Below are 15,504 nucleotides of genomic sequence, written 5' to 3' on the forward strand. Positions count from 1 at the left end.
AGGGGCTTACTCCCCCTGCTGCTCCAGCGCATATTTATAGAGCGCATTCTTCTTCACGCCGTGGATTTCTGCCGCCAGTGCTGCCGCTTTCTTAAGCGGCAATTCAGCCTGTAGCAGTGCCAGAGTACGCAGCGCATCGGCAGGCAGTGCGTCCTCCTCCGCTTTATGCCCTTCGACAATCAGCACCATCTCACCCTTGCGACGGTTTTCGTCCTCTTTTACCCACGCCAGCAGTTCGCCGACCGGCGCGCCGTGAATGGTTTCCCAGGTTTTGGTCAGCTCGCGCGCCAGCACCACGTAGCGGCTCTCTCCCCAGACGGTCACCATATCTTCCAGGCTTTCCAGCAGGCGATGCGTGGATTCGTAGAAAATCAGCGTACGCGGTTCAGCTTCCAGCTCTTTTAACACGTCACGGCGGCCTTTGGATTTGGCGGGCAGGAAACCTTCATAGCAGAAACGATCGGATGGCAGGCCCGCTGCGCTCAACGCAGCAATCGCAGCACACGGTCCTGGCAGAGGGACCACCCGGATCCCGGCTTCACGGCAGGTACGCACCAGATGGTAGCCCGGATCGTTAATCAGTGGCGTACCGGCGTCAGAGACGAGCGCAATGTTCTGCCCCTCTTTGAGCTTCGCCACCAGCGTTTCTGCTTTTTGCTGCTCATTATGATCGTGCAGGGCGAAGAGACGAGCGTTAATCGCAAAGTGTTGCAGCAATAAACCGGTATGCCGGGTATCTTCAGCGGCAATTAAATCAACAGCTTGCAATACGGTCAGCGCACGTTGGGTAATATCAGACAAATTCCCGATAGGAGTAGGTACAATATAAAGCTGGCCTTGAGAATTCTCTGCCGTTTCGTGTTGTTTCATTGTTTCGTCCGTATTGCCGATTTAATATTGAGCATTGCGTAAAAAAAATCACTGGATACAGTATGGTACCGTTAACGTTTCTTCGAAAAAAAGCCACGCGCAGCGTGCCGCTTCTGCTGGCAGCCCTGATCTTTGCAGGCTGTGGCACCCAGGCACCTGACCAGAGCACGGCCCATCTGCAGGGATCCGCTCAGGCTGATTCTGGCTTTTATCTGCAACAAATGTCGCAAAGCTCAAATGATACCAGGATCAACTGGCAATTACTCGCCATTCGTGCACTGCTGAAAGAGGGCAAAACCCAGCAGGCCGCCGAACTGTTCAACCAGCTTCCGCACGAGCTTAACGATGCCCAGCGTCTTGAGCAGAGCCTGCTCTCTGCCGAGCTGAAAGTCGCGCTGAAAGATTATGCCGCCGCGAAAAAGATCCTTGGCGACATCGACGTAAGCGCACTGGATAAAAATCAGCAGGCCCGTTTCTGGCAGGCGGGGATTACCGCTGAGCAGGGACGCCCTTCCCTGACGCTGCTGCGGGCGCTGATCGCCCAGGAGCCGCTGCTCGGCGGTGCGGACAAGCAGAAAAATATTGATGCCACCTGGCAGGCGCTCGCCTCAATGACCCAGGAACAGGCGCAGGCGCTGGTCATCAATGCTGATGAAAACGTGTTGCAGGGGTGGCTTGATCTGCAACAGATGTGGTTTAACAACCGCAGCGATCCAAACATGCTGAAAGCCGGTATTACCGACTGGCAAACGCGCTACCCACAAAACCCGGGCGCGAAAATGCTGCCGACACAGCTGGTGAACGTGCAGAACTTTAAGCCTGCCTCCACCAGCAAAATCGCCCTGCTTCTGCCGTTGAACGGCCAGGCGGCGGTATTTGGCCGCACCATTCAACAAGGTTTTGAAGCGGCGAAAAACGGTACCACGCCAGTGACCGGCAGTGCAGTTCCGGCGCAGGCAGCTCAGGCGGCAAACGTGAACGACGTTGTCAGCCCTTCCGCCGCGGAAACCAGCGACCTGACCACAGCACAAACGCCGCCGCAGGGGACGATGCAGAACCCGGTGACGGCACCGACCACACCAGCGGCCGCAGCACCCGCGCCTGCGACTCCGGTAGAGACACAATCCGCACCGGCGACGGAGCCTGCGACAGCGGAGCAACCTCAACCGCAGACCACTGAGCCCGTAGCACAACCTGCCGCCCAGCCACAGGCCGTAGCCACCACCAGCGCTAACCCGGGCGCTGAGCTGAAAATCTACGACACCAGTTCTCAACCGCTCGATCAGGTTCTGGCGCAGGTGCAACAGGACGGTGCCAGCATCGTTGTGGGTCCGCTGCTGAAAAACAACGTTGAAGAGTTGATGAAGAGCAACACTGCGCTGAACGTGCTGGCGCTCAACCAGCCTGAACAGGTTCAGAACCGCGCCAATATCTGCTATTTCGCCCTCTCTCCGGAAGATGAAGCCCGCGATGCGGCGCGTCATATTCACGAGCAAGGGAAACAGTCTCCGCTGCTGCTGATCCCTCGCAGTACGCTGGGCGATCGCGTCGCCAACGCCTTTGCCGAAGAGTGGCAGAAGCTGGGCGGCGGCATCGTGCTGCAGCAGAAATTCGGCTCCGTCTCTGAACTGCGCGCGGGCGTTAACGGCGGCGCGGGTATTGCGCTTAACGGCAGCCCGGTGAGTGCAAGCCTGCCACAGCAGCAGAGCGTGACGATTGGCGGTCTGACCATCCCTGCCCCACCTACCGATGCGCAGATTAGCGGTGGCGGTAAAGTGGATGCGGCCTATATCGTCGCTACGCCACAAGAGATTGCCTTCATCAAGCCGATGATCGCCATGCGTAACGGCAGCCAGAGCGGCGCCACGCTCTACGCCAGCTCTCGCAGCGCACAAGGCACCGCAGGCCCGGATTTCCGCCTGGAGATGGACGGCCTGCAATACAGCGAAATTCCGATGCTGGCGGGCAGCAATCCGGCCCTGATGCAGCAGGCGCTGAGCGCAGTCCGTAACGACTACTCACTGGCGCGTCTGTACGCGATGGGCGTCGATGCCTGGACGCTGGCGAACCACTTTACCCAAATGCGTCAGGTGCCGGGCTTTGAGCTAAACGGCAATACCGGCGATCTGACGGCCACTCAGGATTGCGTGATTAACAGGAAGTTATCATGGCTCAAATACCAGCAGGGACAAATCGTCCCGGCCAGTTAAGCCGTAAAGAGACCGGCGACGCCTGGGAATTAAAAGCGCGTCGCTGGCTTGAGGGCAAGGGACTGCGCTTTATCGCCGCTAACGTTCGCGGACGTGGCGGCGAAATCGATCTGATCATGAAAGAGGGTCAGGTCATTGTGTTTGTGGAAGTACGCTACCGACAGTCTTCCCGTTTTGGCGGTGCTGCCGCCAGCGTGACACCCGCCAAACAACATAAATTATTACAGACTGCCCACTTGTGGCTTGCCCGCCATAATGGGAGTTTTGATACTGTGGATTGCCGGTTCGATGTGTTAGCCTTCACCGGAAACGAGATCGAATGGCTGAAAAACGCTTTTGGCGAAGACGCATAATTAAGATTTAAAAGGGATAACGTGCTCGAAAGAATTAAAGTGTGCTTCACAGAAAGCATTCAGACTCAGATTGCCGCGGCAGAAGCCCTCCCTGACGCAATCTCTCGCGCCGCCATGACGCTGGTGCAGTCCCTGCTCAATGGCAACAAAATCCTCTGTTGTGGCAATGGCACGTCCGCTGCCAACGCACAGCATTTTGCTGCCAGTATGATCAATCGTTTTGAAACAGAACGCCCCAGTTTACCTGCCATTGCACTTAATACCGATAATGTGGTCTTAACAGCGATTGCTAACGATCGTCTGCATGACGAGATTTACGCTAAGCAGGTGCGTGCCCTGGGCCATGCGGGCGATGTGCTGCTGGCCATCTCCACGCGCGGCAATAGCCGTGACATTGTCAAAGCCGTCGAAGCCGCCGTTACTCGCGATATGACTATCGTTGCCTTAACTGGCTATGACGGGGGCGAACTGGCGGGCCTGCTGGGGCCGCAGGATGTGGAAATCCGCATTCCGTCTCACCGTAGCGCACGCATTCAGGAGATGCATATGCTCACGGTGAACTGCTTATGTGATTTGATCGATAACACGCTTTTCCCTCACCAGGATGATTAAGGAGTTCTCATGAAGGCTTTATCGACCCTCGCAGTCCTTATGTCTGCATTACTGCTGCAGGGATGTATCGCTGCGGCTGTCGTGGGTACCGCAGCCGTCGGCACCAAAGCAGCGACCGATCCGCGCACCGTTGGCACCCAGGTAGATGACGGCACGCTGGAGCTGCGCGTCAACAGTGCGCTGTCGAAAGACGAGCAAATTAAGAAAGAAGCGCGCATCAACGTGACGGCTTACCAGGGCAAAGTGCTGCTGACAGGCCAGGCGCCAAATACTGACCTCTCCAGCCGCGCAAAACAGATCGCGATGGGCGTAGAGGGCACTGCGGAAGTCTTCAACGAAGTCCGTCAGGGGCAGCCAATCAGCCTTGGTACCGCCTCCAATGATACGTGGATCACCACCAAAGTCCGTTCCCAGCTGCTGGGTTCAGACCAGGTGAAATCATCCAACGTGAAAGTGACGACCGAAAACGGCGAAGTGTTCCTGCTGGGTCTGGTTACCGACCGTGAAGGGAAAGCGGCGGCCGATATTGCCAGCCGGGTGAGCGGCGTGAAACACGTCACCACCGCATTTACCTACATTAAGTAATTCCCACCTGACTGTAAGCCCGGTGCGTGCTCGCGCCACCGGGCTTTTTTCACAGAAGCGCAATACTCCCCACAATCACGCCACTCAACGCCACCAGCCCTGCGGTGAGCCACAGCGCTTTCGCCGGGAATGACTTACGCAGCATGATAAGCGACGGCAGGCTGATGGCAGGCAAGGTAATGAGCAACGCCAGTGCCGGTGCGGTGCCCATGCCAGCCAACATCATGGTCTGCACAATCGGAATTTCAGCCGCCGTTGGGATCACAAACAGACAACCGGCAATGGCCATCGCAATGACCCACATCAGGGTATTGTCGATGGCGCCGTCGGCATGCGGGAATAGCCAGACGCGTGCGGCCCCGAGCACCAGCACCGCCAGGATATACACAGGAATGGTGCTCCAGAAAAGCTGCCACAGTGCATTCCCCCAGCGCGCAAAGAAGCTTCCCTGTGGCTCGCTGACATCAAGCTCAATGGCGGCCGGTTCAACGGCGTTATCTTTCACCCATTTCTGCACCAGCGTTGCCACCACCAGCACCGTCAGCAGACCGGCCACCAGACGGATAAAGGCGAAATGCCAACCCAGCACAAAGCCCATAAACACCAGCGTTGCCGGGTTTAACAGCGGGTTGCCCATCCAGAACGCCAGCGCACCGCCCATAGAGACTCGCTGACGGCGCATACCGGCAGCAACAGGCGCGGCACAGCACGAACACATCATGCCCGGCAGGGAGAAAATGGTCCCCAGCAGGGTGCCCTGAAAGCGTGGCTGCCCCAGGGTTTTCACCAGCCAGTGACGCGGGATAAGCACCTGAATCAACGAGCCCAGAATGACGCCTAATACGGCGGCTTTCCAGACGGCAAGGAAATAGACCATGGCATAATCCCACGCCGCGCGAAGCGGGCTGGAATCAGCCTGAGCGAGAATAGATTTACCGATGCTGTGCGTTTCGGCGGCAGTGAAGGCTTTACCGTAGTACGGCTGCCATTTCACATACCAGAGGCCTATAATGACCACGAGAAAGAAGAGCGCGGGCTTCCACCATTGGACAGGTGTTGCCGCCTGAGATGAAGACTGACCAGTCATAGCATTCCCCGGAGAGTGTTATTTAATTAGCCGGGGGAGTTTACGCCTCGCCCTGCGCGATTTCACGCAGTTTCGCCGAAGGGATGATATTCACCCCCTCCTGCGATGGTGACAGCCCCTCTTTTAACATCGCACGCGCCACGTCGCGCGCCTCGATGGATTTCCAGTTACCGGGGAGAATGCGGAACAACGGGGCAAACATCGACTCGTTAAAACGACGCTCGTCGCGATGCCCCAGCAGCATGGAGGGACGGACTATTGTCAACCGCTCCCACTTCTGGGCAATCAGGGCCTCTTCCATCTCGCCCTTCACCTTGCTGTAAAAGAACGGCGAACGGGCGCTGGCGCCCAGCGAGCTGACCACCACAAAATGGGTGGCACCCAGCTTTTTCGCCGTTAGCGCCGTATCGACCACCAGCGTATAGTCAGCATGAACAAACGCCTCTTTACTGCCCGCCTCACGCCGCGTTGTCCCGAGGCAGCAAAAGGCGATATCGATGGGATCCTGCACCTGCGCCAGTGCGTCGGTCAGCTGTGGATCGTGAGGATTAAAGACGCCAGAAATGTCCGCCAGCGGTCGACGTGTCGGGGCCGCAATGTAGTTCACCCTGCGATCCTGGATCAGCAGCCGCAGCAGATGATCGCCCACCAGCCCGGTTGCCCCCGTAATCAGTACCTGACTCATTTCATCCCCTTTACAGAATAGTCCGTTTGCGAACTCAGCATGGTCAACCACACTTAGAAGTCTGTTACCGGTAAGTATTTACCACAAACGGGAAAAAAACAGTCTGAAGCGAAAACAACGGAGGAAGCATGGGTAAAAAAATCGCAGTCCTGATTACCGACGAGTTTGAAGATTCAGAATTCACCTCACCTGCTGAGGCGTTCCGCAAGGCGGGACATGAGGTCATCACCATTGAGAAAGAGGCGGGAAAAACGGTGAAAGGCCATAAGGGCGAGGCCAGCGTGACCATCGATGAGACCATCGATAACGTCAGCCCGTCTGATTTTGATGCCCTGCTGTTACCCGGCGGTCATTCACCGGATTCCCTGCGCGGCGACGAGCGCTTCGTAACGTTCACCCGCGATTTTGTCTCCACCGGAAAACCGGTCTTTGCTATCTGCCACGGTCCGCAACTGCTTATCAGCGCGGATGTGGTGCGCGGGCGTAAACTCACTGCCGTGAAACCTATCGTTGTCGATCTGAAAAACGCGGGGGCCGAGTTTTACGATCAGGAGGTGGTCAACGACAAAGACCAGCTGATCACCAGCCGAACCCCGGACGATCTGCCGGCGTTCAACCGCGAAGCGCTACGCCTGCTCGGCGCGTAGCCAGTGCAGCTTTTTGCCAAAGCCCAGCGTGTTGTCGGTAAATTTCAGCTCATCAAGGCGGATTTCCCACACCGGGGCTTTTAAGGCGGCGGCTACCGGAAAGCGGCGCGTGTAGTGCTTACGGCGCGCGTCGCTCTCTTCACCGTCCAGACGACGGATCTCCCCTTTAAACTGTACCCCACGGATCAGTGCCACCGTTTTAGGCTGACCGTTAACTGTCCCTGCCACCTTCGCCTGCTGACCGGTCATCTGCGCATGGCGCGTTTTATCTTCGCTCATCACATAAAACGCAACGCGCTCAGGGTCATAATAGTAAAACGCATTCGCGCACCACATTTCACCGTCGTCATACACGCACCAGGTGACAACATGCTGTTTCGCCAGCCAGCGGTTAATGGCAGCCAGAGTTTCCATTTTCGTTCTCTCTCATGCTATGGTGCGTTCACCTTAACATACTGAATCTGTTTACCGTGTGCTGGTTTCTCTATCTTGTCCGTACCGCAGATAACGCTCTCTACACCGGGATCACGACCGATGTGGCGCGGCGTTTTCTTCAGCATCAAACGGGAAAAGGGGCAAAAGCGCTGCGGGGGAAAGGAGAATTGACGCTCGCCTTTTCTGCCCCCGTGGGTGACAGATCGCTGGCGTTAAGAGTGGAATACCGCATTAAGCAGTTGACGAAGCGCCAGAAAGAGCGCCTCGTCACCGGAGACGGATCGTTTGAGGCGCTGTGTGAAAGCCTGATTAGAAGCGATTAAAATGGTCGTGATACTCCACGAGGCCATTTACGCCGTTGAGCGCGTCATCCGCCAGACGGTGCACCTGGAAGGCAGTTTCGGTGCCCGGCCAGCGACAGCGGAGATCGTACTGCGCCGCCGGCTCGAAGCCCAGGCGACCATAGAAAGCAGGATCGCCCAGCGTCACCACCGCGGCATAGCCAAACTCATTGAGCGAGTCCAGCCCTTCATACACCAGCTGACGTGCCAGCCCTTGTCCACGATAGTGTTCATCTACCGCCAGCGGCGCCATTCCTACCCACTGTAATTCTTCACCCTGAACGGTTACCGGGCTGAAGGCAACATAGCCCACCACCTGACCTTCGTCATCGGTGGCAACCAGCCCCAGCGTGATCAGGCCGTCTTCGCGGAGATCGTGGACCAGTTGGGCTTCTGCGTCGCTCGCAAAAGAGCGGCGTAACAACGCATCGATACCCGGTGCATCAATCCCAATTTCGACTCGAATCAGCATGGCTCACCTACTGAAGTGTGTTTACTGTCAGGCGGGGTTTTCAGCCCGGCCTCAACGAAATCTGCCATTTGCATTAACATCACGCGCAGCGCTTTTGGCATCTGCTCCAGCTCAATGGCATCCATTAAATTTTTGACGTACAGACCCAGTTCCGTATCGCCTTCAATGACCAGACGGCGCTGGAAAAAGAGGGTATCCGGATCCTGCTTACGCGCGGCGATCATCAGCAGATCGCAGGCGTCGGCGCTAAAGCTCACATCCGCGTCGGCGGACTGGCGCACAATCAGCTGGTCATTCTCGACGGAGGTAAACCAGCGCAGACCGATATCACGCACTTCAATGCTTAACCAGCGGCCTTCCAGGAACGCCAGTTCGCCTTCCTGCAGCGCCTGGCGGAACTGCCAGCTCAGGATCTGCTCCAGCACCTGACGTTTAAGCGCGAACGGCGCCAGTTTTACCGGCACGCTCAGCATTGATGGACCAAATTGTACGAGACGTGAACGCAGTTTATCCAGCACGAGCTTTACTCCCTGATAGCGATAGTCCGGGTATTTTGCCATATCCGGAGGAGAACATAGCGGCGTAAATCAACAAACCGTCGTCCGGTGTACCTCATTATTGGTGCCATCAATACGCCATTAGCTGCCTTAAATCAAAAATTGTCGCGTATGGGTTAATTAAAATCCCAGCTCGTTAACATTTTTGCTCTCGACGACATCAGGATAAATTATGGAGCTGCTCTGCCCTGCCGGAAACCTTCCGGCGCTTAAGGCGGCCATCGAAAATGGGGCCGATGCGGTCTATATCGGGCTGAAAGATGATACTAACGCCCGCCATTTTGCTGGCCTCAACTTTACGGAGAAAAAGCTTCAGGAAGCCGTTAACTTCGTACATCAGCACCGCCGCAAATTGCATATTGCCATCAATACCTTTGCCCATCCTGATGGCTATGCCCGCTGGCAGCGCGCGGTGGATATGGCAGCACAGCTGGGTGCCGATGCGCTGATTCTGGCCGACCTCGCCATGCTAGAGTATGCGGCAGAACGCTATCCTCATATTGAGCGCCATGTCTCTGTTCAGGCCTCTGCCACCAACGAAGAGGCGATACGTTTTTATCATCAAAACTTTGACGTGGCCCGGGTGGTTTTACCGCGCGTGCTCTCTATTCATCAGGTTAAGCAACTCGCACGCGTCACGCCAGTGCCGCTGGAAGTTTTTGCCTTTGGTAGCCTGTGCATCATGGCTGAAGGCCGCTGCTATCTCTCCTCGTATTTGACCGGTGAATCCCCTAATACCGTTGGCGCCTGCTCGCCTGCCCGCTTTGTTCGCTGGCAGCAAACCCCACAGGGGCTGGAATCTCGCCTGAATGAGGTACTGATTGACCGCTATCAGGACGGTGAAAACGCTGGCTACCCGACGCTGTGCAAAGGCCGCTATCTGGTTGACGGTGAGCGTTATCACGCGCTGGAAGAACCCACCAGCCTCAACACACTGGAACTGCTGCCGGAACTGCTGGCCGCTAATATTGCCTCGGTGAAGATTGAAGGTCGCCAGCGCAGCCCGGCCTACGTCAGTCAGGTGGCGAAAGTCTGGCGTCAGGCCATTGACCGCTGCATGGCAGATCCGCAGAACTACGCCCCGCAATCGGCCTGGATGGAGACGCTCGGCGCAATGTCTGAAGGCACCCAAACCACGCTTGGCGCGTATCACCGTAAATGGCAGTGAGATAACCATGAAATATTCATTAGGACCGGTGCTCTACTACTGGCCAAAAGAGACGCTGGAAGATTTTTATCAACAGGCCGCGACGAGCAGCGCCGATGTGATTTACCTTGGCGAAGCGGTATGCAGCAAGCGCCGTGCCACCAAAGCAGGCGACTGGCTGGAGATGGCGAAAAGCCTGGCCGGGAGCGGCAAACAGGTGGTGCTCTCTACGCTGGCGCTGGTACAAGCCTCATCTGAACTGGGTGAGTTGAAGCGCTACGTGGAGAACGGCGAGTTTCTGCTGGAGGCCAGCGATCTGGGCGTGGTGAATATGTGCGCCGAACGCAAGCTGCCGTTTGTCGCGGGCCATGCATTGAACTGCTATAACGCCGTGACCCTGCGCCTGCTGCTGAAACAGGGGATGACGCGCTGGTGCATGCCGGTAGAGCTGTCGCGTGACTGGCTGGTAAACCTCCTGAACCAGTGTGACGAGCTGGGTATTCGCAACCAGTTTGAAGTGGAAGTGTTGAGCTATGGCCATCTGCCGCTGGCGTACTCTGCCCGCTGCTTCACTGCCCGCTCTGAAGATCGCCCGAAAGACGAGTGCGAAACCTGCTGCATCAAGTACCCGAACGGGCGCAGCATGCTGTCGCAGGAGAATCAGCAGGTGTTTGTCCTGAACGGCATTCAGACCATGAGTGGTTATGTGTATAACCTTGGTAACGAGCTGGCGTCGATGGACGGACTGGTGGACATGGTGCGTCTGTCCCCGCTGGACACCAGCGTGTTTGCCATGCTGGATGCTTTTCGCGCCAATGAAAACGGCGCATCGCCGCTGCCGCTGACGGCAAACAGTGACTGTAACGGCTACTGGAAGCGGCTGGCCGGACTGGAGCTGCAGGCCTGAAAAGGCTCACTTTGTTAACAACGGTTATCATTATTTAATGCAGTATTAAAGATTGACCGTCGACAAAGTGAGCTGTTATGACTGACAAAACCCTTCCGTTTTCGGTGCTGGATCTGGCGCCGATCCCACAAGGCTCCTCGGCAAGAGAAGCCTTTTCGCACTCTCTCGATCTGGCTCAACTGGCCGAAAAGCGTGGCTATCACCGTTACTGGCTGGCGGAGCATCACAACATGGTCGGCATCGCCAGCGCTGCCACCTCGGTGCTGATTGGCTATCTGGCCGCGAACACCACTACCCTGCACCTGGGATCCGGTGGCGTGATGCTGCCAAACCATGCTCCTCTGGTGATCGCCGAGCAGTTTGGTACGCTGAATACCCTCTACCCGGGCCGTATTGATTTAGGCCTTGGCCGTGCGCCGGGCAGCGACCAGCCCACCATGCGCGCCCTGCGTCGCCATATGAGCGGTGACATCGACAATTTCCCGCGTGATGTGGCTGAACTGGTGGACTGGTTCGATGCGCGTGACCCGAACCCGCACGTGCGCCCGGTGCCGGGCTATGGCGAGAAGATCCCGGTATGGCTGTTAGGCTCAAGTCTTTATAGCGCGCAGCTTGCTGCACAGCTGGGGCTGCCCTTCGCGTTCGCCTCCCACTTCGCACCGGATATGCTGCATCAGGCGCTGCATCTCTACCGCACGAACTTCAAACCTTCTGAAAGGCTGGAGAAACCGTACGCGATGGTGTGTATCAACATCATTGCCGCCGACAGCAATCGCGATGCGGAATTCCTGTTTACCTCCATGCAGCAGGCGTTTGTGAAGCTGCGTCGCGGTGAGACCGGCCAGCTTCCACCGCCGGTGGAGAATATGCATCAGCTGTGGTCAGCTTCCGAGCAGTATGGTGTTCAACAGGCGCTGAGCATGTCGCTGGTGGGAGATAAAGCGAAGGTGCGTCACGGGCTTGAGGCGGTGCTGCGCGAAACGCAGGCTGATGAGATTATGGTTAACGGCCAGATTTTCGATCATCAGGCGCGTTTGCACTCGTTTGAGCTGGCGATGCAGGTGAAAGAGGAGTTGGTGGGGTAGTTTTTTTGCCCGGTGGCGCTTCGCTTACCGGGCCTATGGGATCGCGTAGGCCGGATAAGGCGTAGCCGCCATCCGGCACAAAAACTTACTGATATACCGGCAACAAATTAAAGCTCGACAGCACGTGGACCAGCGCGTTACCAACACCAAACACTAGGATCAGTGCAATCATCGGTTTACCGCCCCAGACGCGGAATTTCGGGCTACCGAAGCGCTGACGGGATTTACGCGCCAGCAGCGCCGGCACAATTGCCGCCCAGATGGTAGCCGCCAGACCGGCATAGCCAATGGCGTACAGGAAGCCGTTCGGCCACAGCAGACCGCCCACCATCGGTGGCAGGAAGGTCAGCAGTGCGGTTTTGAAGCGCCCCATCGCGGAGTCATCAAAGCCAAACAGGTCCGCCAGATAGTCAAACAGGCCGAGCGTCACGCCGAGGAAAGAGCTCGCAACCGCAAAGTTGGAGAATACCACCAGCAGCAGATCCAGACTGCGGCTGTTCAGTACACCGCTCAGCGCCTGCACCAGCACATCTATATTCCCGCCCTTCTGCGCAATGCCGATAAACTCAGGACGCGGGATGTTGCCCATCGTCCCCAGCAGCCAAATCACATACAGCCCCAGCGCCAGCAGCGTACCGTAAACCAGGCACTTGACGATTGTCCGCGGGTCTTTGCCGTAGTACTTCATCAGGCTCGGTACGTTGCCGTGGTAGCCAAACGACGCCAGACAGAACGGCAGGGTCATCAGCAGATACGGCGTGTACGACGTATCGGTTTCAGCCACGTTAAACAGTGTTGACGGGGTAACGTGCCCCAGCAGGCTACCGAAGGTCAGGAAGAAAGTGATGACCTTTGCGCCCAGAACGATGGCCGTCATCCGGCTCACCGCTTTGGTACTCATCCAGACGATAAACGCGACACCCAGCGCAAAGCACAACCCGGCCAGACGCGCCGGAACGTGCAGCGACATCTCCGAAAAGGTGTGATGCAGAATCGAGCCGCTTGCCGAGATGTACGCGTAGGTCAGGATGTAGAGCACAAACGCGATGGAAAGGCCGTTCACCAGGTTCCAGCCTTTACCCAGCAGATCTTTCGTGATGGTGTCGAAGCTGGAGCCAATGCGGTAGTTCAGGTTGGCTTCAAGGATCATCAGCCCTGAATGGAGCATACAGAACCAGGTGAAGACCAGCGCAGCCAGCGACCAGAAGAACCACGCACCGGACATGACCACTGGCAGGGAGAACATCCCGGCACCAATAATGGTTCCGCCGATGATCACCACGCCGCCAAGCAGCGAAGGTGACGTTTGGGTGGTGGTTAGTGTCGCCATACAGCCATATCTCCAGTCAAAAATGTGGTTTGCATTTTAATGTGCTGCACTGTACCAGTACAAGAGTACAAAGGGAATAAAAAAAGCCCCGATAGTCTTTATCGGGGCTGTATATATTACTTTACGTCAGAAACGAAAGGCTTACGCGTCACCGAAACGACGACGGCTGGTGCCTTCTTCACGACGTGGGCCACGGCTATCACGGCGTTCACCGGAGAAACGACGACCTTCACCACCGCGACCTTCGCTGCGACCGCCTTCACGACGCTCGCCACCGAAACCGCGACCACCGCCACGACGTTCGCCGCCACGGTCAGGACGTGGCTGTGCATCGCCCAGCAGCTGCATGTTCATCGGCTTGTTCAGGATGCGGGTGCGAGTAAAGTGCTGCAGTACTTCGCCCGGCATGCCTTTTGGCAGCTCGATGGTGGAGTGAGATGCGAACAGCTTGATGTTACCGATGTAACGGCTGCTGATGTCGCCTTCGTTCGCGATCGCGCCAACGATATGACGAACTTCAACACCATCATCACGGCCCACTTCAATGCGGTACAGTTCCATTTCGCCAGCGTCACGACGCTCACGACGTGGACGGTCTTCGCCACCACGCTCTGAACGGTCACCACGTGGGCCACGATCGTTACGGTCACCACGGCGTTCGAAGCGATCGTCACGATCGCGGAACTCACGACGAGGACGCATCGGTGCATCTGGTGGCACGATCAGGGTACGTTCGCCCTGTGCCATCTTCAGCAGTGCTGCAGCCAGCGTTTCGATATCCAGCTCTTCGCCTTCAGCGGTTGGCTGAATCTGCGCCAGCAGCGCACGGTACTGATCCAGATCGCTGCTTTCCAGCTGCTGCTGGACTTTCGCGGCGAATTTTTCCAGACGGCGTTTGCCCAGCAGTTCTGCGTTTGGCAGCTCCGCTTCCGGAATGGTCAGCTTCATGGTGCGTTCAATGTTACGCAGCAGACGACGCTCGCGGTTCTCAACGAACAGCAGGGCACGACCCGCACGACCTGCACGACCGGTACGGCCGATACGGTGAACGTAAGACTCAGAGTCCATTGGGATGTCGTAGTTTACAACCAGGCTGATACGCTCAACGTCCAGACCACGTGCTGCCACGTCGGTTGCAATCAGGATATCCAGACGACCGTCTTTCAGACGCTCCAGCGTCTGCTCACGCAGAGCCTGGTTCATGTCGCCATTCAGCGCTGCGCTGTTGTAGCCGTTACGCTCCAGGGCTTCAGCCACTTCCAGGGTCGCGTTTTTGGTACGAACGAAGATAATCGCCGCATCAAAATCTTCCGCTTCCAGGAAACGCACCAGCGCTTCGTTTTTGCGCATGCCGTACACAGACCAGTAGCTCTGGCTGATGTCCGGGCGAGTGGTAACGCTGGACTGAATGCGCACTTCCTGCGGCTCTTTCATGAAGCGGCGGGTAATGCGACGGATTGCTTCTGGCATGGTGGCAGAGAACAGAGCGGTCTGGTGACCTTCCGGGATCTGCGCCATGATGGTTTCTACGTCTTCGATGAAGCCCATACGCAGCATTTCGTCTGCTTCATCCAGTACCAGACCGCTCAGTTTAGAGAGATCCAGTGTACCGCGCTTCAGGTGATCCAGCAGACGGCCCGGCGTACCGACAACAATCTGTGGGCCCTGGCGCAGGGCGCGTAACTGCACGTCATAACGCTGGCCGCCGTACAGGGCTACCACGTTTACGCCGCGCATGTGTTTAGAGAATTCCGTCATCGCTTCCGCAACCTGAACCGCCAGTTCACGGGTTGGAGCCAGGACGAGGATCTGCGGTGCACGCAGGTCCGGATCAATGTTGTTCAGCAGCGGCAGCGAGAATGCTGCGGTTTTGCCGCTACCAGTCTGGGCCATGCCCAGCACGTCACGACCAGAGAGCAGATGTGGGATACATTCTGCCTGGATCGGAGATGGTTTTTCGTAACCGAGATCGTTAAGAGCTTCAAGGATAGGAGCCTTCAGGCCCAGATCTGCAAAAGTGGTTTCGAATTCAGCCATGTAGTACGAGTGCCTCAATGTCAATGGCGGCCAGTCTACTTAGCTCATCGTGAAAATGATCTGCAATTTTCATTGAAAAGTGTGAACCGGCTCAAATTAGGTGTATTGACGAACAACAACGCCCTCACCAGTGAAGGTGATGGC

At 56.9% G+C, this 15,504-nt stretch carries 18 protein-coding genes; 9 read left to right on the forward strand and 9 right to left on the reverse strand.

Annotation, left to right across the window (positions count from 1 at the left end; translation table 11 throughout):
• Window positions 1-6 precede the first annotated feature (6 nt).
• Complete coding sequence (gene rsmI, locus ACQG22_RS20700) at window positions 7-870, reverse strand: 16S rRNA (cytidine(1402)-2'-O)-methyltransferase (RefSeq protein ID WP_013098896.1); 864 nt, start codon at window positions 868-870, stop codon at window positions 7-9.
• Window positions 871-932: 62 nt separating this feature from the next.
• Here rsmI and ACQG22_RS20705 point away from each other — a divergent pair, with 62 nt between their 5' ends.
• Genes ACQG22_RS20705 through dolP form a run of 4 tightly spaced genes read left to right on the forward strand, consistent with a single transcriptional unit; the run spans window position 933 to window position 4,630 of the window.
• Window positions 933-3,080 carry a penicillin-binding protein activator gene (locus ACQG22_RS20705; RefSeq protein WP_038420689.1) on the forward strand — a complete coding sequence of 716 codons (2,148 nt, stop codon included), beginning with the start codon at window positions 933-935 and terminating at the stop codon, window positions 3,078-3,080.
• Window positions 3,038-3,433, forward strand: a complete 396-nt coding sequence (locus ACQG22_RS20710) for a YraN family protein (RefSeq protein ID WP_013098898.1) — start codon at window positions 3,038-3,040, stop codon at window positions 3,431-3,433. Before ACQG22_RS20705 ends, ACQG22_RS20710 begins: the two co-directional genes overlap by 43 nt.
• Window positions 3,434-3,454: 21 nt before the next feature.
• Window positions 3,455-4,045, forward strand: coding sequence for a DnaA initiator-associating protein DiaA (diaA, locus tag ACQG22_RS20715; RefSeq protein ID WP_003861754.1), 591 nt, complete (start codon window positions 3,455-3,457; stop codon window positions 4,043-4,045).
• A 9-nt stretch (window positions 4,046-4,054) separates the two neighbouring features.
• The gene (dolP, locus tag ACQG22_RS20720; RefSeq protein WP_038420691.1) at window positions 4,055-4,630 is read left to right on the forward strand and encodes a division/outer membrane stress-associated lipid-binding lipoprotein; all 576 of its coding nucleotides are present in this window, start codon (window positions 4,055-4,057) and stop codon (window positions 4,628-4,630) included.
• A 49-nt stretch (window positions 4,631-4,679) separates the two neighbouring features.
• Here dolP and ACQG22_RS20725 read toward each other — a convergent pair whose 3' ends face one another.
• Together ACQG22_RS20725 and ACQG22_RS20730 are read right to left on the reverse strand one after the other, a co-directional pair.
• A complete protein-coding gene (locus tag ACQG22_RS20725; RefSeq protein ID WP_102752152.1) occupies window positions 4,680-5,717 on the reverse strand; it encodes a permease in 1,038 nt (345 codons plus the stop codon).
• A 40-nt stretch (window positions 5,718-5,757) separates the two neighbouring features.
• On the reverse strand, window positions 5,758-6,402 hold the full coding sequence (locus tag ACQG22_RS20730; protein WP_013098901.1) for an NAD(P)H-binding protein: 645 nt from the start codon (window positions 6,400-6,402) through the stop codon (window positions 5,758-5,760).
• Between the two features lie 128 nt (window positions 6,403-6,530).
• Here ACQG22_RS20730 and ACQG22_RS20735 point away from each other — a divergent pair, with 128 nt between their 5' ends.
• On the forward strand, window positions 6,531-7,049 hold the full coding sequence (locus ACQG22_RS20735; RefSeq protein ID WP_013098902.1) for a type 1 glutamine amidotransferase domain-containing protein: 519 nt from the start codon (window positions 6,531-6,533) through the stop codon (window positions 7,047-7,049).
• On the opposite strand, the gene ACQG22_RS20740 is transcribed toward ACQG22_RS20735, so the two are convergent.
• Window positions 7,029-7,463: a YhbP family protein gene (locus ACQG22_RS20740; RefSeq protein WP_013098903.1), complete on the reverse strand. Its 435-nt coding sequence runs from the start codon at window positions 7,461-7,463 to the stop codon at window positions 7,029-7,031. The two genes, ACQG22_RS20735 and ACQG22_RS20740, sit on opposite strands and share 21 nt — an antisense overlap.
• 14 nt (window positions 7,464-7,477) lie before the next feature.
• Here ACQG22_RS20740 and ACQG22_RS20745 point away from each other — a divergent pair, with 14 nt between their 5' ends.
• Window positions 7,478-7,807: a GIY-YIG nuclease family protein gene (locus ACQG22_RS20745; protein ID WP_020687335.1), complete on the forward strand. Its 330-nt coding sequence runs from the start codon at window positions 7,478-7,480 to the stop codon at window positions 7,805-7,807.
• Here the strand turns inward: ACQG22_RS20745 and ACQG22_RS20750 are convergent.
• Together ACQG22_RS20750 and ubiT are read right to left on the reverse strand one after the other, a co-directional pair.
• A complete protein-coding gene (locus tag ACQG22_RS20750) occupies window positions 7,794-8,297 on the reverse strand; it encodes a GNAT family N-acetyltransferase (RefSeq protein ID WP_020687336.1) in 504 nt (167 codons plus the stop codon). The two genes, ACQG22_RS20745 and ACQG22_RS20750, sit on opposite strands and share 14 nt — an antisense overlap.
• Window positions 8,291-8,815, reverse strand: coding sequence for a ubiquinone anaerobic biosynthesis accessory factor UbiT (gene ubiT / locus ACQG22_RS20755; RefSeq protein ID WP_102752168.1), 525 nt, complete (start codon window positions 8,813-8,815; stop codon window positions 8,291-8,293). The genes ACQG22_RS20750 and ubiT overlap by 7 nt, the downstream gene beginning before the upstream one ends.
• Window positions 8,816-9,026: 211 nt before the next feature.
• Between ubiT and ubiU the strand changes: the two genes are divergently transcribed.
• From ubiU to ACQG22_RS20770, 3 genes are all read left to right on the forward strand, one after another.
• A complete protein-coding gene (gene ubiU / locus ACQG22_RS20760; RefSeq protein ID WP_020687338.1) occupies window positions 9,027-10,022 on the forward strand; it encodes a ubiquinone anaerobic biosynthesis protein UbiU in 996 nt (331 codons plus the stop codon).
• 7 nt (window positions 10,023-10,029) lie between these two features.
• Window positions 10,030-10,908, forward strand: coding sequence for a U32 family peptidase (locus ACQG22_RS20765; protein WP_038983605.1), 879 nt, complete (start codon window positions 10,030-10,032; stop codon window positions 10,906-10,908).
• A gap of 77 nt (window positions 10,909-10,985) precedes the next feature.
• The gene (locus ACQG22_RS20770; RefSeq protein WP_023621081.1) at window positions 10,986-11,993 is read left to right on the forward strand and encodes a luciferase-like monooxygenase; all 1,008 of its coding nucleotides are present in this window, start codon (window positions 10,986-10,988) and stop codon (window positions 11,991-11,993) included.
• Between the two features lie 85 nt (window positions 11,994-12,078).
• On the opposite strand, the gene mtr is transcribed toward ACQG22_RS20770, so the two are convergent.
• The 3 genes from mtr to yrbN form a co-directional block, all read right to left on the reverse strand.
• Entirely contained in the window at window positions 12,079-13,323 is a 1,245-nt protein-coding gene (mtr, locus tag ACQG22_RS20775) for a tryptophan permease (RefSeq protein ID WP_102752151.1), read from the reverse strand.
• Between the two features lie 141 nt (window positions 13,324-13,464).
• Window positions 13,465-15,360 carry a DEAD/DEAH family ATP-dependent RNA helicase gene (locus ACQG22_RS20780; protein ID WP_013098911.1) on the reverse strand — a complete coding sequence of 632 codons (1,896 nt, stop codon included), beginning with the start codon at window positions 15,358-15,360 and terminating at the stop codon, window positions 13,465-13,467.
• Window positions 15,353-15,433 carry a protein YrbN gene (yrbN, locus tag ACQG22_RS20785; protein ID WP_097533792.1) on the reverse strand — a complete coding sequence of 27 codons (81 nt, stop codon included), beginning with the start codon at window positions 15,431-15,433 and terminating at the stop codon, window positions 15,353-15,355. The genes ACQG22_RS20780 and yrbN overlap by 8 nt, the downstream gene beginning before the upstream one ends.
• Between the last annotated feature and the right edge of the window lie 71 nt (window positions 15,434-15,504).

Origin of the sequence: Enterobacter cloacae complex sp. 309I3, from assembly GCF_050031595.1 — a bacterium.
GTDB lineage: Bacteria > Pseudomonadota > Gammaproteobacteria > Enterobacterales > Enterobacteriaceae > Enterobacter > Enterobacter cloacae.

Excerpts from the sequence above, each read along its gene's own strand:
- ACQG22_RS20750 (WP_020687336.1), bottom strand. The coding sequence starts at position 8,297 with ATGCTGATTCGAGTCGAAATTGGGATTGATGCACCGGGTATCGATGCG.
- ACQG22_RS20780 (WP_013098911.1), bottom strand. The coding sequence starts at position 15,360 with ATGGCTGAATTCGAAACCACTTTTGCAGATCTGGGCCTGAAGGCTCCT.
- ACQG22_RS20745 (WP_020687335.1), top strand. The coding sequence starts at position 7,478 with ATGCTATGGTGCGTTCACCTTAACATACTGAATCTGTTTACCGTGTGC.
- dolP (WP_038420691.1), top strand. The coding sequence starts at position 4,055 with ATGAAGGCTTTATCGACCCTCGCAGTCCTTATGTCTGCATTACTGCTG.
- ACQG22_RS20730 (WP_013098901.1), bottom strand. The coding sequence starts at position 6,402 with ATGAGTCAGGTACTGATTACGGGGGCAACCGGGCTGGTGGGCGATCAT.
- ubiU (WP_020687338.1), top strand. The coding sequence starts at position 9,027 with ATGGAGCTGCTCTGCCCTGCCGGAAACCTTCCGGCGCTTAAGGCGGCC.
- ACQG22_RS20770 (WP_023621081.1), top strand. The coding sequence starts at position 10,986 with ATGACTGACAAAACCCTTCCGTTTTCGGTGCTGGATCTGGCGCCGATC.
- ACQG22_RS20705 (WP_038420689.1), top strand. The coding sequence starts at position 933 with ATGGTACCGTTAACGTTTCTTCGAAAAAAAGCCACGCGCAGCGTGCCG.
- ACQG22_RS20735 (WP_013098902.1), top strand. The coding sequence starts at position 6,531 with ATGGGTAAAAAAATCGCAGTCCTGATTACCGACGAGTTTGAAGATTCA.
- ACQG22_RS20725 (WP_102752152.1), bottom strand. The coding sequence starts at position 5,717 with ATGACTGGTCAGTCTTCATCTCAGGCGGCAACACCTGTCCAATGGTGG.
- ACQG22_RS20710 (WP_013098898.1), top strand. The coding sequence starts at position 3,038 with ATGGCTCAAATACCAGCAGGGACAAATCGTCCCGGCCAGTTAAGCCGT.
- yrbN (WP_097533792.1), bottom strand. The coding sequence starts at position 15,433 with ATGAAAATTGCAGATCATTTTCACGATGAGCTAAGTAGACTGGCCGCC.
- ACQG22_RS20765 (WP_038983605.1), top strand. The coding sequence starts at position 10,030 with ATGAAATATTCATTAGGACCGGTGCTCTACTACTGGCCAAAAGAGACG.
- ACQG22_RS20740 (WP_013098903.1), bottom strand. The coding sequence starts at position 7,463 with ATGGAAACTCTGGCTGCCATTAACCGCTGGCTGGCGAAACAGCATGTT.
- mtr (WP_102752151.1), bottom strand. The coding sequence starts at position 13,323 with ATGGCGACACTAACCACCACCCAAACGTCACCTTCGCTGCTTGGCGGC.
- rsmI (WP_013098896.1), bottom strand. The coding sequence starts at position 870 with ATGAAACAACACGAAACGGCAGAGAATTCTCAAGGCCAGCTTTATATT.